At 51.0% G+C, this 17,129-nt stretch carries 18 protein-coding genes and 2 pseudogenes; 16 read left to right on the top strand and 4 right to left on the bottom strand.

Annotated elements, in window-relative coordinates; genetic code table 11:
• Nucleotides 1-63 precede the first annotated feature (63 nt).
• The 15 genes from ACI2I2_RS22540 (at nt 64) to ACI2I2_RS22470 (ending at nt 11,313) form a co-directional block, all read left to right on the top strand.
• The gene (locus tag ACI2I2_RS22540) at nt 64-783 is read left to right on the top strand and encodes a gluconate 2-dehydrogenase subunit 3 family protein (protein ID WP_404659995.1); all 720 of its coding nucleotides are present in this window, start codon (nt 64-66) and stop codon (nt 781-783) included.
• Nucleotides 784-785: 2 nt separating this feature from the next.
• On the top strand, nt 786-2,564 hold the full coding sequence (locus ACI2I2_RS22535) for a GMC family oxidoreductase (protein WP_404659994.1): 1,779 nt from the start codon (nt 786-788) through the stop codon (nt 2,562-2,564).
• Nucleotides 2,565-2,577: 13 nt separating this feature from the next.
• Nucleotides 2,578-3,846 carry a c-type cytochrome gene (locus ACI2I2_RS22530; protein ID WP_404659993.1) on the top strand — a complete coding sequence of 423 codons (1,269 nt, stop codon included), beginning with the start codon at nt 2,578-2,580 and terminating at the stop codon, nt 3,844-3,846.
• 50 nt (nt 3,847-3,896) lie between these two features.
• Nucleotides 3,897-4,547, top strand: coding sequence for a cytochrome P460 family protein (locus ACI2I2_RS22525; RefSeq protein ID WP_404659992.1), 651 nt, complete (start codon nt 3,897-3,899; stop codon nt 4,545-4,547).
• A gap of 36 nt (nt 4,548-4,583) precedes the next feature.
• On the top strand, nt 4,584-4,934 hold the full coding sequence (locus tag ACI2I2_RS22520) for a RidA family protein (RefSeq protein WP_404659991.1): 351 nt from the start codon (nt 4,584-4,586) through the stop codon (nt 4,932-4,934).
• 34 nt (nt 4,935-4,968) lie between these two features.
• Nucleotides 4,969-5,376, top strand: coding sequence for a cupin domain-containing protein (locus tag ACI2I2_RS22515; protein WP_404659990.1), 408 nt, complete (start codon nt 4,969-4,971; stop codon nt 5,374-5,376).
• 30 nt (nt 5,377-5,406) lie between these two features.
• A complete protein-coding gene (locus ACI2I2_RS22510; protein ID WP_404659989.1) occupies nt 5,407-5,673 on the top strand; it encodes a DUF1471 domain-containing protein in 267 nt (88 codons plus the stop codon).
• 102 nt (nt 5,674-5,775) lie between these two features.
• Nucleotides 5,776-6,825, top strand: a complete 1,050-nt coding sequence (locus ACI2I2_RS22505) for a DUF4331 family protein (RefSeq protein WP_404659988.1) — start codon at nt 5,776-5,778, stop codon at nt 6,823-6,825.
• Between the two features lie 69 nt (nt 6,826-6,894).
• Nucleotides 6,895-7,731, top strand: a complete 837-nt coding sequence (locus tag ACI2I2_RS22500) for a DUF4198 domain-containing protein (protein WP_404659987.1) — start codon at nt 6,895-6,897, stop codon at nt 7,729-7,731.
• Nucleotides 7,728-8,312 carry a HupE/UreJ family protein gene (locus tag ACI2I2_RS22495; RefSeq protein ID WP_404659986.1) on the top strand — a complete coding sequence of 195 codons (585 nt, stop codon included), beginning with the start codon at nt 7,728-7,730 and terminating at the stop codon, nt 8,310-8,312. The genes ACI2I2_RS22500 and ACI2I2_RS22495 overlap by 4 nt, the downstream gene beginning before the upstream one ends.
• A 599-nt stretch (nt 8,313-8,911) precedes the next feature.
• Nucleotides 8,912-9,334: a DUF1471 domain-containing protein gene (locus tag ACI2I2_RS22490; RefSeq protein ID WP_404659985.1), complete on the top strand. Its 423-nt coding sequence runs from the start codon at nt 8,912-8,914 to the stop codon at nt 9,332-9,334.
• Between the two features lie 75 nt (nt 9,335-9,409).
• A complete protein-coding gene (msrB, locus tag ACI2I2_RS22485) occupies nt 9,410-9,871 on the top strand; it encodes a peptide-methionine (R)-S-oxide reductase MsrB (RefSeq protein WP_404659984.1) in 462 nt (153 codons plus the stop codon).
• Entirely contained in the window at nt 9,861-10,355 is a 495-nt protein-coding gene (msrA, locus tag ACI2I2_RS22480) for a peptide-methionine (S)-S-oxide reductase MsrA (protein WP_404659983.1), read from the top strand. The genes msrB and msrA overlap by 11 nt, the downstream gene beginning before the upstream one ends.
• 35 nt (nt 10,356-10,390) lie before the next feature.
• A complete protein-coding gene (locus ACI2I2_RS22475; RefSeq protein WP_404660019.1) occupies nt 10,391-10,657 on the top strand; it encodes a YdgH/BhsA/McbA-like domain containing protein in 267 nt (88 codons plus the stop codon).
• Nucleotides 10,658-10,755: 98 nt separating this feature from the next.
• Nucleotides 10,756-11,313 carry a TetR/AcrR family transcriptional regulator gene (locus ACI2I2_RS22470; protein ID WP_404659982.1) on the top strand — a complete coding sequence of 186 codons (558 nt, stop codon included), beginning with the start codon at nt 10,756-10,758 and terminating at the stop codon, nt 11,311-11,313.
• Between the two features lie 200 nt (nt 11,314-11,513).
• Here ACI2I2_RS22470 and tnpC read toward each other — a convergent pair.
• The 4 genes and pseudogenes from tnpC to ACI2I2_RS22450 all read right to left on the bottom strand — a co-directional run bounded on the left by tnpC (nt 11,514) and on the right by ACI2I2_RS22450 (nt 14,210).
• A pseudogene (gene tnpC / locus ACI2I2_RS22465) lies at nt 11,514-13,090 on the bottom strand (IS66 family transposase).
• A 30-nt stretch (nt 13,091-13,120) separates the two neighbouring features.
• Complete coding sequence (tnpB, locus tag ACI2I2_RS22460) at nt 13,121-13,471, bottom strand: IS66 family insertion sequence element accessory protein TnpB (RefSeq protein WP_404659981.1); 351 nt, start codon at nt 13,469-13,471, stop codon at nt 13,121-13,123.
• Nucleotides 13,468-13,881, bottom strand: a complete 414-nt coding sequence (gene tnpA / locus ACI2I2_RS22455; protein ID WP_404659980.1) for an IS66-like element accessory protein TnpA — start codon at nt 13,879-13,881, stop codon at nt 13,468-13,470. The genes tnpB and tnpA overlap by 4 nt, the downstream gene beginning before the upstream one ends.
• Nucleotides 13,882-14,033: 152 nt before the next feature.
• Nucleotides 14,034-14,210: a hypothetical protein gene (locus tag ACI2I2_RS22450; RefSeq protein ID WP_404659979.1), complete on the bottom strand. Its 177-nt coding sequence runs from the start codon at nt 14,208-14,210 to the stop codon at nt 14,034-14,036.
• 2,145 nt (nt 14,211-16,355) lie between these two features.
• Here ACI2I2_RS22450 and ACI2I2_RS22445 point away from each other — a divergent pair.
• Nucleotides 16,356-17,033: pseudogene (locus tag ACI2I2_RS22445) on the top strand (transposase); the annotation flags it as partial.
• Between the last annotated feature and the right edge of the window lie 96 nt (nt 17,034-17,129).

The raw sequence follows: 17,129 nt of genomic DNA, 5'->3' as shown, positions 1-17,129 counted from the left end.
CTAAATATTCAGCCAGCACAAAAGCGCTGAATGTGAATATTACTTAAAGCATTAGAGGACGTTATGTCAGAAGATAAAAATAAGCAGCAAGCGTCCCGCCGGGAATTTTTTCGACGAACTTTATCTATAATCCCTGTCGCGATAATACCCTCAGTGATAGTTTCAGCTCCGACATACGCATCTGCGGGAGAAGGTATCAAGAATGAGTATTTGCCATATTTTTTTAATGACATTGAATGGGCATTCATTTTGGCCGCAGTTGACCGACTGATCCCCACTGATGAAAATGGACCTGGGGCCGTCAGCGAAGATGTACCCATATTTATTGATAAGCAAATGGAAATGCCATACGGCTGGGGCCAATTATGGTATATGCATCCACCCTTTGCGAAAAGCATTCCACAGCTTGGCTATCAATCGCATCTTGTTCCACGTGAAGTTTATCGGCAGGGAATAAGAATGATTAACAATTATTGCATGCAGCATTTTGGCAATTTATTTCATCTCCTGAGCATTAAAAATCAGGATGTGATCCTAAGTAAGTTGGAGGAAGACGAGATCAGCGATCCCGCAATCAGCGGTAATCTCTTTTTCACTCAGCTACTGGATAATACAAAAGAAGGATACCTCGCGGACCCTATTCATGGCGGAAACAAGACACTGGCATCCTGGAAATTGATCGGTTTCCCAGGCGCTCGGGCAGATTTTATGGACATGGTGAAGCAACCGGGCAAACCGTATCCCTACGGACCTGTCAGTATTTCACGCAAGCGAGGGTCATAAAGATGACTAAGAAAATAAATCCCCCCGTTGATATTGTTATTGTGGGTCTAGGGTGGACCGGTTCATTAATGGCGATGGAATTAGTGAAAAGTGGCCTCTCGATTCTCGCACTCGAACGTGGTGAAGACAGAGATACCTATCCTGATTTTGCTTACCCGCGCATAGCGGATGAATTGACTTACGCCGTACGCCTTAAACTCTTTCAAAACGCAGCCAAAGAGACCGTTACCGTACGTCATAACGCCACACAAACGGCAATGCCGTATCGCCGTTTCGGTTCTTTTTTGCCGGGAGACGGTGTCGGCGGTGCCGGTTGTCACTGGAATGGCATGCTTTGGCGCCCATTGGAAGCGGACCTGAGCATGCGATCAACCGTCATTGAAAAATACGGGGCTGATTTCATCCCATCAGACATGACATTGCAGGATTACCCTTTCACCTATGCAGAAATGGAACCCTGGTTTGACAAGTTTGAAAAGATTGTCGGTGCCGCAGGACAGGCTGGCAATATCAATGGGGTCCTTCAACCCGGGGGCAATCCCTTCGAAGCGCCAAGAAAAAATGGCTACCCTACGAAGCCGCTACGGCGCTTATACAGCGGTGACCTGTTTGCCAAAGCGGCTGAAAACCTGGGATACAACCCCTTTCCTTGCCCGGCAGCCAATACCACTGAGCCATGGGTCAATCCCTATAATGTCCAGTTAGGGGTATGTAATTATTGCGGCTATTGCGAACGTTTTGGCTGTTTCAATTATTCCAAAGGTTCGCCTCAAAGCTGCATATTGCCCGCATTACGGCGGCATAAAAATTTTACGTTGCAAACGCATGCGCATGTCATTCGCATTAATACGGACAGTAATGGTTCCCGCGCCACGGGTGTGACCTACATTGACGAGCAAGGAAATGAAATCGAACAACCGGCTGATTTGGTTATTCTCAGCGCATTCCAGCTGCACAATGTGCGATTGTTGCTGCTTTCGAAAATTGGCAAACCCTATGATCCTATGACCGGCGAGGGCGTCGTGGGTAAAAACTATGCTTATCAAATGACAGGTGGTATTAATTTATTCTTTGATAAAACACAAATATTCAATCCCTTTGGCGCGACGGGAGCAACCGGTACGTTTATTGATAATTTCAACGCCGAAAACTTTGACCACTCCAGTCATGGTTTCATCGGTGGAGCGACCATTTCACAGACCATCACCGGCGGGCGGCCAATACAGCAAATATCGTTACCAAAAGAGGCCCCGAAATGGGGAAGCGGATGGAAAGCCGCCATTAAAGAACACTATTTACACACCATCAATATCGGCTCCTCAGGCTCAGTGATGCCCTATCGTCAGTGTTATCTTGATCTCGACCCGACTTATAAAGATGTTTATGGGCAACCGCTATTACGTATGACGTTTGACTGGCAAAAAAACGAATTGCTGATGACCAACTTTATTAAAGAGAAAGCCGAGGGTATCGCCCGGGAAATGAACCCTAAACATTATCAAGTCGGATTTAAGACGCTTAATAGCCATTATGATGTGCGCCCATATCAATCTACACATACGACGGGCGGAGCCATCATGGGTGATAACCCGAAAAACAGCGTCGTCAATAAATATTTACAGTGTTGGGATGTTCCCAATTTGTTCGTCACGGGCGCAAGTTGTTTCCCACAAAATTTGGCTTACAACCCTACAGGGATTGTTTGCGCCACGGCACTCTTTGCCGCGAATGAAATTCTTACCCGCTATTTAAATGAACCAGGCAAGTTAGTTCAGGCTTAAAAAGGAAAGAAGAATGAAAAGCGCGTGGTACCCATTAGCCTTTGTCTGCACCGTTACGCTGTTTTCTCATGCAGCCTTAGCAGACGATGAAGCTGCAATTGAGCATGGTCGCTACCTGGCCAATGCTGCAGATTGCGGCGCTTGTCATACTGTTGATGAAAACAAGCCCTTTGCCGGTGGCCTGAAAATCGCCAGCCCGGTAGGTAATATTTATTCCACCAATATCACCCCGGATAAGAAAACGGGGATTGGTGATTACAGTTACGAAGATTTTTCCAGGGCAGTCAGAGACGGTATAGCGAAAGATGGCAGTGTTCTTTATCCCGCAATGCCCTATCCCTCCTACTCGCGCCTGACCGATGACGATGTTCGGGATCTGTATGCCTATTTTCATAATAGCGTTCAGCCACAGCAGCAACCAAACCGTAAAACCGATATCCCATGGCCCTTGAACATGCGGTGGCCACTTCATCTTTGGAAATGGGCATTTGTCAGCGATCCCGCACATAAACCGCCCATGAAAGACCCGCAATGGGCGCGCGGTGCTTATCTGGTGCAGTCTTTGGGTCATTGTGGCGCCTGTCATACACCACGTGGTGTCGCATTTCAGGAAAAGGCACTTGATCAAACCGATTCAGATTATTTGACCGGCGGCAAAATTGATAACTGGTTTGCACCGGACCTGACGGGGAGCAAGGTCACCGGTTTGGGTGATTGGTCGCAGCAGGACATTGTCGATTTCCTTGATACAGGTAAAAACGCACGGACAATTGCTTTTGGCCCGATGAAGGAGGTGATCACCAAAAGTACTCATCAAATGACCGATGACGACCTCAATGCTATTGCGATTTACCTGAAAACGCTTCGCGCAAAAAATAATGACCCCACGCTAAAAGATGACCCAAGTACAGCGCATGCGTTAACGACAGGTGATGTCAGTGCCACGGGAGCGAAAAACTATGTGGATAATTGCTCCGCCTGTCATCGCAGCGATGGTAAAGGTTACCCAAATATCTTCCCACCGCTTGCACATAACACGGCGATTTTAAGCGATGACCCTTCTTCAGTGATTAACATCATCCTGTCAGGCGGGGCTCAACCTGTCACCGAGAGTGATGTCACAGGAATTGTCATGCCAGACTTCGCCGATCAGTTGAATAACAAACAAATCGCGGATGTCGCCACCTTTATTCGTAATAGCTGGGGTAACCATGCACCTCCAGTGACCGAATCTGATGTTAAAAACGCTCGAGAAAATCTGATGAAAACGAAGACTCAATAGCAAGTTATCAAACAACAATGGCCGTAGTTAACCCGGACGAGATTAAAATTATGAAGACAAAAATGAACAAAATATGTTTTTTTATATTTTCTGTAGCCATGACATTCCAGACCACATCTGCGTTTGCCAGTAATGCTTCAGATAAACCCATGGATATTAGACCGATTGCAAGAGCCACTTTTAGAGCCGATGGGGCAGTGAAACTGCCTGGCGATTTTCATCATTGGGTGCATGTTGGAACCTTTGTGAAAGAGAGCGGTACAAACATTTTTGATGGCAGCAAGATTGACGCGCCGTTGATTGGTAATACCTATATCGAACCGAGTGCCTATCGCTATTATATGGAAACGGGGAAGTGGGCAGATGGTTCACAGATCGTCAAAGAATTCACCGCTGCTGAAAAGGATAAAAATTGCGATCCAGTTTCACATGTTTGCAAGACGCCGCTTGGAACAGCCATTTACCAGGAAAATTACACCGGCTTTGGTTATATGGTTAAAGATAAAAAACGTTTTCCAAATGATGCGGGTAACTGGGCATTTTTCACGAGCGGTAATGTTAAACCGCCCTATCCTGAAACGGCCCAAAAATTACCCGCAGCACAATGCTCCGCATGTCACATTGCCCATGCCAGCGATCAGGATTTCGTCTTTGCTGCTCAAAAAATAGGGCTCGACCGCAGCAATCCTAATAATCCCTAGGAACAGTCTACGTATCTGGAAGCAACAGGAGGCAGCATGAAGATAAAACGATTCGACACCAACTCTCGTATGAGTCAGGCATCGCAACTCGGAAACTTGTTGGTGCTATCAGGGCAAGTATCAGAAGGAACCAGCGTCAGGGAACAAGCCAGAAGTTTATTTTCCAGTATCGATATGCTTTTACAAAAAGCCGGTACTGATAAATCAAATATCCTCTACGCCAATATCTTTCTGACTGATATGGCGGATTACGATGGATTTAACGGCGAATGGGATCAATGGATCGATGCCGCAAATCAGCAATCGCCATCGCGTTCAGCGATTCAGGTAGTAAAACTCGCCCGGCCAGAATGGCGGGTTGAAGTCCAGGTTTTCGTAGGCGTTTAACCGATTATTTTTCTCTCAACATAAGAGGTGTCAAATGAAAAATGAAACTTATCCGAAAGAAACAATTGCTTTAAACGATGATGAGATATCGACGGAGCTGGCCGCCATTTATATGGCCGATATCGTCGTCCCGGAAGGCGCTAAACCACTGCTGGAAAGACGGATGCGCTGCCGTGTTCTCGAATGCCACCCAGGAAAAGTGGTTGCACTTCACTCGCATAAGAACCGCCCTGCGCTGCTTTATGTTCTTCAGGGGTCGGGGGAAGAGCACAGCAATCAATTCGGTGAAGTCCGTATCTGGAAAGAAGGCGATTGCTTCGCTGAATATAACGATACGGAGCACTGGATCAAAAATCGTTCAGATGTTATTCCGCTGCGCGTTTTGACATTTGATCTGATCGACGATGGCCCACAACCTTCATCCTGTGAAGGCGGCTGCTAAATCACATTATTATTTAAAAAGGATTTACCAATGAAAAAACCGTTGACTCTGGCACTGCTGATGGCGATCAGCTTCAGTTCTTTTGCCGCGAAAGAAATTCGCAACTCTGAAATGGCAAATATGAAACAGAAATTGGGTGAGGTTTCTGTTGAACTTAATGACGGCACCATTGACGATGCCATCGCAGCGTTATCAAAAAAAGCTGATGAAAAAGGTGCGGGTTATTATCACATCACATCTATTGGAATGACTGGAATGAATTCCGATGTTCGTGCAACGGCAGAAACCTACAAATAACCAGACTTAATAGCAGAATAGTTACGCTGATGGCCAGGTTTGAGAAAATTTGGCTATCCAGAAAAATATTATTTTACCGTCATTTTTTCAGTGAGGATATCTATGAACAAGGTTAATCTAACACTCCTGGCTACATTGATCGCCAGCTCCACAGGTGCAATGGCCAGTCATCATTTTGAAACAGCAGCAGCGTTGAAAGACCCTGCCATCAACCAACTAGATAATTATGTTTTCCAGTCATCACGCTCGAATTCGACAGCCTTTATTATGGATGTTAATCCTTCCCCCAAAGCAACCCCGGGTGGTGTATTCAAACCTGGCGCTCTCTATAACATCCATGTAGCTGATGATTCAAAATTCAAAACTGGCCATACGTTTTCGCTGATTTTTGATGATAAAGGTAACTACACCGTCTATCAAATCGATTCCCCTAATGCGCCAATCGGCACTAAGGGAAAAGAAATTGGTAAAGGCTCTCTGGATAAAAAAGCCGAACTGAGTAACGGCATTCTTCTGTGGGCAGGTACGGCAAAAGATCCCTTCTATGGTAACTCCCCGGGCCTGCATATTTTGCGTCAGCAGCTGGCTGAAGGGAGTTATGATCCGAATATCTGGACATCCGTAAAAGGAAAAAATATTTTTACCGGCCGCAAATGTGGTGCAATAGTGCTAGATGTACCAAACGATATGCTGGGCAAAGAAGTTGAAGTCTTTATGACAACAGCTGTAGAACAAAGTGGCAACTGGAAACAATTGCAATATTCCGCGATCCCGCTGTTCTCACACTCGATGCTGTTTGAAAATGAAGCGCTCAAAAGGGAACATGACCAGAGTCGCCCTGACAATTCGCAGGATATGAAAAACTTTGTCTCCGCACGTACCGCCCGTGCCAGCACCTTTGCGCATTCCCAAAAGGAACCACAGGTTTATGGCGATAAAGTTGCGAATATGCTTGTACCTGACGTAATCACCTATAACGTGGGCACCCCCGCGAAATTCTCAGCGGCGTCCATTAATGGACGCAGCCTGAGTGATGACGCAATGAGTGAAATGTTGACCTTATTATTAGGCCAGCCAACCGATCAGCACATCACGAATCAGAAGCTCTATACACAGGACTTCCCGTACCTGATCCCCGCCCCGCTGAATTAATTCTGCTTAGGCTTTCAGCCATGCTTAACCGCATGGCTGAATTTTGCAATCTGACATAAGGAACGCTGTATGACAGGAAGAAACTCCCCCTCGTATTACAAATTGCTTAAATCCGTCTTGTTTCTTTCCGCCATTTTTGCACTTTGCATACGTAATGCCGCCGCCCATGATTTTTGGGTTCTTCCACACAATTCGCTTTCGCAGCAAAATGATGACGTTTTTTTTGAGCTACGGATTGGCCCTGGTTGGCCTGGCAAGCAGACCCCGCGTCTTGCAGGTCTCATCGCAACCTTTGATGCCTGGGATAACTTAGGGAAAATGAAAGTCGAAGGACACGATGGCGCTTTAGTTATCGGTCATTTGAAGACCCGAACGCCAGGGACGACTATTGCCGCTTTAACGACAAATGGCGCAAAAATTACCCTTCCCGCAGACGAGTTTGAAGAATATTTGCAAGATGAAGGATTACAGAAAATCTCACAGCAACGGCATGACAACGATGAATCATCGCAGCCCGGCTCTGAGTTATTTTTCCGTTGTGCCAAGGCTCTGATTTTCGTTGATAATCAAAGTACCGGCTTTGATAAAGTCCTCGGTCTTGAGCGTGAACTGGTACCCATGACCGAACCGCTGCATTACATCCCTGGTACTCCCTTTACTGTCAAGCTGCTGTCCAGCAGCAAGCCTTTACAGGGCATTCAGATTAAAGCCGAGCTAAATACTACTCCCCCCACTGTCCTTCGTGCCGTAACAGATGCCGAGGGTTTGGTTAAATTTATTCTCCCGTCAAAAGGGGAATGGCTCTTTAGCGCCGTTGATATGGAAACCTCCCCCATTGATGATGCGGACTGGAAAAGCGTTTGGGCCTCATTGACACTTCCAATTACAGAAGATGCACAAAAATGAAAATGACAAAAAAAATGTTACCCCATGCACTCGCGGCAGCCACTTTTTTCATGATCCATAACGCTTATGCCCATACCACTGCCAATTCTTCGGGCTGGCTGCACCCGCTCTCTGGTATGGATCATTTATTGGCAATGATTTCTGTGGGTGCCTGGAGTAGCCAGATAGGAGGCCGGGCAATCTGGATTGTGCCGTCTGCCTTTGTTTGCTTTATGTTTTTAGGCGGATTGGCTGGCTTTGAACATATTGAACTCCCTGCGACTGAAATTGCGGTTGCCTTTTCCGTGGTGCTGTTGGGATTGGCTATCAGTATGAAGCAGATCCTGCCTATATATCTGGCTGCCGCCGCTACAGCTCTATTCGGGATTTTCCATGGCTATGCTCATGGATATGAAATGCCACTGATGCAAAATAAACTGACCTACACGGCAGGATTTTTAGCCACCACGGCCATGCTACATGTGGTGGGTGCCGTCGGCGCGCATTATATGATGAAGTCTCGTAACGGAGATAAAGTGTTGCGTGTGTTGGGTGGCATCAGCGCGATATGTGGCGTATATCTGGTGTCAACAGTTATCTAGTCTAACTGTAGCAACCCGCATTGGACTGACCCCGGGCGGGGTCAGTCCATTGTTCAGAATGGAAAAATGACTGGTTTTAAACTTAGGCTTTGGCAGGGAGAGCTGAACAGGAGACAGGCGGGAAATATTATCCGTTTAGCCAAGTGCAGGGACCGCCCCCCCTGAAAATATAATGAGAACAGGCAATTACGGCATCTTGTCGTAAGAGTGGTAGCCACTTCATACTCGCCGGCCGGGAACAACTACGGATAATACGACGGGGGAGTCATTCAACGGCAAGCTTCGGCAGCGGTGACTGAATGAAAGTTAGTGCCAGACACGCATAATAAAGCGCCTTCCATCATTGCCTGGCTACCCCACCGCATCTGCAGGAAAAATCAGGGATAACCATTTAATTATAAACAAAAAACAATAACAACCTGCAGTAAAAGCAAGTTCTTCCCCCCTTCTGTACATACCTTTTTAATGTGACACGCATCACATTTTTGACTTGCAGGATAAATTTCGCCTTGTCAATCTATCTACTGGTAGGTAGATTTAGTTTCAACAACAGGGCAACACAACAGCAACCGACACAGATAATCAACGAGGGTAATACAATGAAAAAATTAATCATTGCAGCAGCATTCACTTTCCCGGTTTTCGCTTTCGCCGCTCAGCCTCAGCAGGAAACCATCACCCGCACTCAGGCCGACGCACTTCAGTTCAGCCATGATGCTGCAGGCACCACGTTCGTTGCCGGCACGCTGGCTGACAACCTGAACTTCGGCGGCCAGGCCAGCCTGACCGAGCAGGAAGATGTGGCCGTTGTGCTGGTGCCTGCCATGGCACAGGAGCTGAACCGCAAACAGGCGGCGGAGTCCAGCAGAATCGGAGCCATCTCAGCCAGCGGGGCTGCCACGCCGGATGACCTGGATGATTTGCTGATGGCGAAAGCCGAACAGCAAGGGGCTTCCGGCTACCGCATCACCAGCGTCAGTAGTATGTCGCCCTATTCCGGGACCGCCACGCTTTACCGCTGAACATACGCTTTCCTGCCGGTGCGCATTGCACCGGAGGTCAGCCTGAACATCACGCGAACAACATGAGGTCACACCATGAGCAAAAACTATCAGAAAGACCCGCAGGCCATTGATGCGCTGTCTGAACTGCAGTTTAACGTCACCCAGAAAAACGGCACCGAGCGCGCCTTTACCGGTGAGTATGACAAACATTTTGAAGACGGCCTGTATGTCGACATCGTGTCCGGCGAGCCCCTGTTTTCATCCCGCGATAAGTTCGATTCAGGCTGTGGATGGCCTGCATTCAGCCAGCCGTTGGAGGAAAACGTCCGTAATCTGCGCGACACCAGCCATGGCATGATTCGCACCGAAGTTCGTTCCCTTCATGCCGACAGTCATCTGGGTCACGTCTTCCCCGACGGGCCTCAGGAGAGTGGCGGTTTGCGCTACTGCATCAACTCCGCCGCGCTGCGCTTTATTCCAAAAGCAGAACTGGAAAAGGCCGGTTATGGCGATTACTTAACCCTGTTTACTCCCGGAGGTCACCATGAAAACTGAAACAGCTATTCTCGCAGGCGGATGCTTCTGGGGGATGCAGGATTTGCTCCGGCAGCTGAAAGGCGTCATCAGCACCGAAGTCGGATATACCGGCGGCAGGAATGATAATCCCACTTATGAGTATCATCCCGGTCATGCCGAAGCGGTAAAAGTGGTGTTTGACCCTGACCGGCTGAGTTTCCGGGCACTGCTGAAGCACTTCTTCCAGATACATGACCCCAGCACCATCCGTCGCCAGGGCAACGATATCGGCTCCAGCTACCGCTCAGCCATTTTCTGGACGACAGAAGAGCAGCGCCTGGAAGCCCTGCGGGTTATTGAGCAGTCCGACGCCTCCGGTCGCTGGCCTGGCGTTATCGTCACCGAAGTGGAAAAAGCGGGTGAATTCTGGAGTGCTGAACCGGAGCATCAGGATTACCTGCTGCGCAATCCGAAGGGTTACACCTGCCATTTCGCCCGTCCCGAATGGCAACTGCCTGAATAAATAAGCGCTTATACACTTTTAGAAGGACAATCATGATGAAAAATATCACACTGACAATTATTGCTGCGGCGACGCTGGTTTCTTCCACGCTGGCGTTTGCCGGACCGGCAACAGAAATCAGCCGGATGGATGCGGCCTCCCTGAATCAAACGGGCGTCATTTCCGCCAGCGGATTCACCACCCTGGACGGACTGCAGGCTTCGCTCGCCATGAAAGCCAGCGAGGCCGGAGCCAATCATTACCGGATTGTCAGCGCCTCCGGCAACAATAAACTGTCCGGTACCGCCATTCTGTACCGCTGATTATCTGATATGCTGTCCCCCACGTCCGGCGGTCTTCTGACCCCGGACGTGTTTGCGATTGAAAGTCCCACAGGCGCACCGCTGCCCGGAGAAACGTTATGTCCACCTATGACAGCCTCCTTGACCTGGCTGACACATTGATTCAGGAAAATGGCTACCAGGGATTCAGCTATGCTGACCTGGCGACTGCATTAGGAATACGTAAAGCCAGTATCCACTACCATTTCCCGAGCAAAACCGACCTCGGTATTGCCTACTGTGCGCGCAAGGAAACCCGGCTGCTGAAAATGGAAGAGAAATTGCTGGCGGTTCCTGCCGGGAAGGCCCGTCTGGAAGCGTATATGGAAGCTTTCGCGTATTGTGCACAAAAAGGCCAGATGTGTGGCGTGCACGCCATGCTCTCTGACAGCAATGTGTTCGAGCCCGCCCTGCAGGATGCGGTAAGTAAACTGGCACAAACGGATTTGCGGATTATTGCCGATGTGCTGCGCACCGGGCGGGAAAGCGGTGAGCTGACCTTCAGCGGCGAACCTGCTGACCTGGCGATTATCATCAATTGTGCCGTCAAGGGCGCGCTGATGCTGAACCGTGTTCCGCCTCATGACGCCTGCGAACGGATGAAGCCGACGGTCAAACAGATGCTTGGCTGCCAGTAGTCATCTGGCAGGAGCATGAGCAATCTGGAACAGGGGATAATGGCCGTGACTGGCATCAACATGACGTTTAAAAGACTTTCGTGAAGTGGTAGAAAAATTCACGGAGAAATCAGTTCATGCCGATGAGCATTCCGTACATTCTGTATTTATCACGTCACTTAACGTAATGAGTAAGCGTTAAGTGAGTGCCGTATTGACGGCTATTTATTGGTGAGATCCATGTTCCATGGCAGGAGTTCAGCCACTTTGTTCGACGGCCACTCCGGCAACACTCTGAGGACATATCTAAGGTAAGCCTCCGGATCGATGCCATTGAGCCTGCATGTTCCGATAAGACCATATAGCGGGGCTCCGCGCTCACCGCCGTGGTCGCTGCCGAAGAAGATAAAATTCTTTTTCCCAAGACAGACAGCACGAAGGGCTCGTTCGGCTGCGTTGTTATCAGGCTCTGCCAGGCCGTCATCGCAGTAGTAGCGCAGCGCATCCCACTGGTGCAGGACATAAGCGAACGCCTCGCCCAGCCGGGATTTTTTCGACAGCCTGGCGCTTTTTTCCACCAACCACTCATGCAGGGATATCAGCAGCGGTTTGCTCCGCGATTGTCTCGCTGCCAGCCGCTCAGTTGCCGGGAGGCCGCGTATGGCTTCTTCGATAGCGTACAGCTCTCCGATACGTTTCAGGGCTTCCTCTGCTGTGGCCGTCTGAGTACTTATATAGACGTCGTGGATTTTGCGGCGCGCGTGGGCCCAACATGCGGCTTCTGTTAACGGACCACCATCACGCTCTGCGCTGAACAACCGCTCGTAGCCTGCGAAGGCATCCGCCTGCAGCACACCATGATAGTGTCGAAGATGTTGCTGAGGATGTTTCCCCTGTCGGTCTGGCGAGAAGGCGAACCATGCCGCTGGCGGGTCTGACGAGCAAGCATTCCGGTCATCGCGCACATACGTCCAGATGCGCCCGGTTTTCGTCTTCTTTCTCCCCGGGGCCAGTACCGGCACCGGGGTATCGTCCGTATGCAGTTTGCGGCAGTCCATCACGTAGCGATAAAGAGCTTCATCCAGCGGGGCCATCAACCGGCAACACGCATCCACCCAGTTGGAGAGCAGAGCCCGGCTCAGATCCACGCCCTGGCGGGCAAAGATTTCGCACTGGCGATAGAGCGGCAGGTGTTCGCAGTATTTGGCCGTTAACACGCGGGCCAGCAGACCCGGCCCGGCGATACCCCGATCGATGGGGCGTGATGGCGCTGATGCTTCAACGATACTGTCGCATCGGGTACAGGCCTTTTTCACCCTGACCGTGCGGATCAGACCAGTTCCAGTTGCTCCGCGCTGACTTCGCTGAGGTATTTCATATCGCTGCCGCAGTCCGGGCAGCAGGTTTCTGCTGGCTCCAGCCTGTTTATTTCGCGGGGAAGATGTTCAGGGAGAGGTCGACGGTGACGAGACTGGCGAAGCTGACGTGGAACCTGCGGATCGTCTTCCCGTCCGTTGTAGCGATCGCTTTGCTGCTCCTGCTGTTTCAGCAGGGCTTCAGCCTCTTCAACCTGGTGCCGCAGTTTTTCAGAGCGGGTACCGAACAGCATTCGCCGCAGTTTTTCTATCTGTGCCCGCAGATGCTCTATTTCGCGTTCTTCGTTCTCGATTTTCTCTTCGGCGCGGGCCAGCGCCGAACGCAGGAACGACTCAGTCTCTGCAACAAGGTTGAGTTGATTGTCTTTCTGACGGAGCGCATCTTCCAGCGCAGCGATACGGGCGAGATAGTCCTGACTCATGACCCCATTTATAATGCGGTCATGTTCTTTTTACAACATTGTCAGTGAGTTAAGCCGTGCTGTTTTTGGCTGACGCCAGTCCAGCTTATCGAGGAGCATAGCAAGTTGTGAGCGGGTGATAGCGATTTTACCCTCGCGTACAGCAGGCCAGACGAACTGGCCTTCTTCAAGCCGTTTGGTAAACAGACACAGACCGTCGGCATCAGCCCAGAGGATCTTCATAGTATCGCCTTTGCGGCCACGGAAGATAAACAGGTGACCGGAGAACGGGTTTTCCTCAAGTGCATGCTGTACTAACTCGCCCAGACCATTGGACGATTTGCGCATATCGGTGACGCCGGCAACCAGCCAGATACGAGTGCCTGACGGGAGGGATATCATTGGCTTTTCCCGGTCAGCTCACGGAGCAGAACGGCCAGCAACTCTGGTGACGGGTTCTCAAGCGTCATTTTGCCGTGACGGAACTCAACACAACAGGAGGAGGCATTCAGCGCTGGGAACTGACCCGGGTCAGTATTCGTCTCACCGATTGGCACTGGATCAGGTATCACTTCGACAGGCAGCATCACAGGTGATGATGAAGATTCGGCTGTTGCCGGGAGGCGACGTGATATGCGGCCTTCATCCTGCCAGAGCCGTAGCCATTTGAAGATGACGTTATCATTGACGCCATTTTCACGGGCGATCTGAGCAACGCAGGCACCGGGACGGGAAGCCAGTTCAACCATACGGAGCTTGAAGTCATTCGAATAATTTTTACGGGGTTCTTTTCGCCAGGATTGGGTTTCCATATTTAGATGTCCGTCTGTACAGGTGGGCATCTAAGTTACCAGCACTGGCTTAATGGCTACATACGGCGCTGGGTTTACGCTTACAACAGCTGCGCCAGGCAGAGCAGCAGAACCAGACCCTGACAGCCAGAAGCGAGAAGACGCTGGCGGAACTAAACCGGAAACATGACGCTGAGCTTGCCCGTCAGGAGAAAGCGCGCGAGAACGCTGTACAGGCCGCTCAGGATGCGCGTGAGGAAAAGGCCGCAGTAACGGGTGAGCTTCAGGCGCTGCGGGAGCAGAACAGCCAGCTGACCGCCCTGCTGGCAGGCCAGAGCAAATCCTGACATTGCTGATTTTCTGCCATTCCGGCACCGGAGCCTTGCCGGTGGCAGTGGAATACCCATGGTTTCTGAAGAGGATGAGAACGGATGACAATGATGCTGGTGACGAAACGAGCCCCGCGAAGCGGCTTTCTTCGGGAACAGGAGCCCAGGATGATTGGTTGTACCAATGATTGGCTGCTCAGGGCGAAAGCCTACCCCCCGAAAATGGCAAAAAAATGCCCGAATTGATTGCGCCAGTCTTTTGCCGATCACGCAGCTTGATGACATTCAGTTCCTGAGCCTATAACTTGTCGCTCAGCTCTACTGACCCAATATCACTATAAAATAACTGAAAGCCATAATTCGACAATTGTGACAAATTGCCCTCAACACCATATGCGCACAGCCTCGAAAGAAACTGTGACAGATTGCCCTCAGCAGCACAGACGCACAGCACTGGAAGAAACTGTGACAGTCTGCCCTTACCCTTCGCCATCCGGAGTGGATCGCCAGTGTGACAAATTGCCCTCAACACCATATGCGCACAGCCTCGAAAGAAGCTGTGACAGATTGCCCTCAGCGGCACAGACAGACAACCTCGGAGTAAACCGTTACAGTCTGCCCTGACCCTTCGCCATCCGGGGTGGATCGCCAGTGTGACAAATTGCCCTCAACACCATATGCGCACAGCCTCGAAAGAAGCTGTGACAGATTGCCCTCAGCGTCACAGACAGACAGCCTCGGAGTAAACCGTTACAGTCTGCCCTGACCCTTCGCCATCCGGGGTGGATCGCCAGTGTGACAAATTGCCCTCAACACCATATGCGCAGAGCCTCGAAAGAAGCTGTGACAGATTGCCATCAGCGGCACAGACAGACAGCCTCGGAGTAAACCGTTACAGTCAGCCCTGACCCTTCGCCATCCGGGCGGACCGCCAGTGTGACAAATTGCCCTCAGCGGCGCAGACACACGGTCTCGGAAGAAACTGTGACAGTCTGCCTTGGCCCTGCCTCATCCAGAGTGGAGCGCCAGTGTGACAAATTGCCCTTAACGACGCAGAACACGGCCTCGGAAGAAACTGTGACAGTCTGCCCTGACCCTGCCCATCCGGGCCGGATAGCCAGATGTGACAAATTGCCCTCAGCAGCACAGACAGACAGCCTCGGAGTAAACCGTGACAGTCTGCCCTGACCCTGCCCATCCGGGCCGGATAGTCAGATGTGACAAATTGCCCTCATCAGCACAGACAGACAGCCTCGGAGTAAACCGTGACAGTCTGCCCTGACCCTGCCCATCCGGGCCGGATAGCCAGATGTGACAAATTGCCCTCAGCAGCACAGACACACGGTCTCGGAGTAAACCGTGACAGTCTGCCCTGACCCTTCGCCATCCGGGGCGGACCGCCAGTGTGACAAATTGCCTTCAGCGGCGCAGACACACGGTCTCGGAAGAAACTGTGACAATCTGCCCTGACCCTGCCCCATCCGGCGTGGATCACCCTGTGTGACAAATTGCCCTCAGCGGCGCAGACACACGGTCTCGGAAGAAACTGTGACAGTCTGCCCTGGCCCTGCCCCATTCGGGGTGGATCGCCAGTGTGACAAATTGCCCTCAGCGGCGCAGACACACGGTCTCGGAAGAAACTGTGACAGTCTGCCCTGACCCTGCCCCATCCGGGGTGGATCACCCTGTGTGACAAATTGCCCTCAGCGGCGCAGAACACGGCCTTTGAAGAAACTGTGACAGTCTGCCCTGACCCTGCCCCATCCGGGGTGGATCACCCGGTGTGACAATTTACCCTCAGCGGCGCAGAACACGGCCTCGGAAGAAACTGTGACAGTCTACCCTTACCCTGCCCCATCCGGGGTGGATCACCCTGTGTGACAAATTGCCCTCAGCGGCGCAGAACACGGCCTTTGAAGAAACTGTGACAGTCTGCCCTGACCCTGCCCCATCCGGGGTGGATCACCCGGTGTGACAATTTACCCTCAGCGGCGCAGAACACGGCCTCGGAGCAAACTGTGACAGCCTGCCTGACTGACCTGCTCCCCGTTGATTAATACACCGCGATGTTAGTAATGTCTTTATAATGACCCTGCCCCATAATCCTGCTCCATTCAGAAACAGAACTCCGGCATGATCTACACTCCATGAACGGAGGTGGTGCCGATGAAAAAATCACGATTTACTGAAGAGACAGATTGTCTTTGCCCTGAAGCAGGCTGAACTGGGTACACCGGTACCAGAGGTCTACTGGAAGCTGGGTATTTCTGATGCCACGTTTTATACGTGGCGCAAGAAATACGGTTGCAGTTCGCCCTCTGAGCTGAAGCACATGCGGCAGCTTGAGGAAGAGAATCTCTGGCTGAAGAAGCTGGTCGCCGATCTGAGTCTCGACAAGGCCATGCTGCAGGACGTGCTGGCAAAAAAGAGCTGACGCTGGCGCGCCTGCGCGAGTGGATCAGGAATTTGCAGATCATCTTCGGTGCCAGTGAGAGACAGGTCTGTTTTACGCTGCGGGTCAGCCGCAGCTCGTTTTGCCATCGCTCTGTGGCCGCCGACGACAGCGCACTCCGGCTGCGCATCAGTGAGATCACCGAAACCCGGGTGCATTACGGTTACCACCGAGTACACGTGATGCTCTGGCGGGAGGGCTGGCGTGATAACCACAATAGGATTTACCGGCTTTACAGCGTACAGGGGCTGTCGCTGCGCCTCAAACGGCCAGGCCGCAATAAATCCGCACGGCGCCGACAACCGCAGCCTCAGGGGCTGTATCCGAATTACGTCTGGGGCATGGATTTTGTCTCTGATGCCCTGTTTGACGGGCGACGGCTGCGCCTGCTAAGGTAATCCCCCCGAAAATCCGGGGTGTTGATAAGTAGAATTTTCTCGTAATCTGAACCGGGGAGATCTCTATGAAAAAATCACGTTTTACCGACA

The sequence above is a fragment of the Scandinavium sp. NPDC088450 genome (genome assembly GCF_044900545.1).
Classification (GTDB): Bacteria; Pseudomonadota; Gammaproteobacteria; order Enterobacterales; family Enterobacteriaceae; genus Scandinavium.
Note: the sequence above shows the minus strand (reverse complement) of the source record. Positions and strands in the feature narration are given on the sequence as shown.